At 70.4% G+C, this 280-nt stretch carries 1 protein-coding gene; it reads right to left on the bottom strand.

Features of this window, described 5'->3' with window-relative positions; translation table 11 throughout:
* Positions 1-192 (bottom strand): bestrophin family ion channel (locus tag QMX79_RS20890; protein WP_282248482.1); only part of this gene is annotated, 192 nt, incomplete at its 3' end.
* Positions 193-280 lie beyond the last annotated feature (88 nt).

Here is a 280-nt window from a genome sequence, read left to right as displayed (position 1 = left end):
CACCAGGCCCAGCAGGGTGAACGGCGCCACCGAGACGCGCTCGATGCCCGGCGGGTGGGCCAGTTCGGCGAAGGTGGCCACGGCAACGGCCAGCACGCAGATGGCGGCCACCTTGGGCGCGATGGCAGGCACGATGGAGCCGCGCAGGATGTACAGCAGCTGCCAGCCGGGGGGGCGGGGACGAATGATCATGGGGCGGTCATTCTACGCCCTCAGGTGCGGCAACCCGGCAGGTGCGACGGGGTGTGGCAGTCAGATGATCCCGCCGCCAATGGACAGG

It is taken from the genome of Stenotrophomonas sp. PS02300, from assembly GCF_029959395.1.
Classification (GTDB): Bacteria; Pseudomonadota; Gammaproteobacteria; order Xanthomonadales; family Xanthomonadaceae; genus Stenotrophomonas; species Stenotrophomonas maltophilia_AD.
Note: the sequence above shows the minus strand (reverse complement) of the source record. Positions and strands in the feature narration are given on the sequence as shown.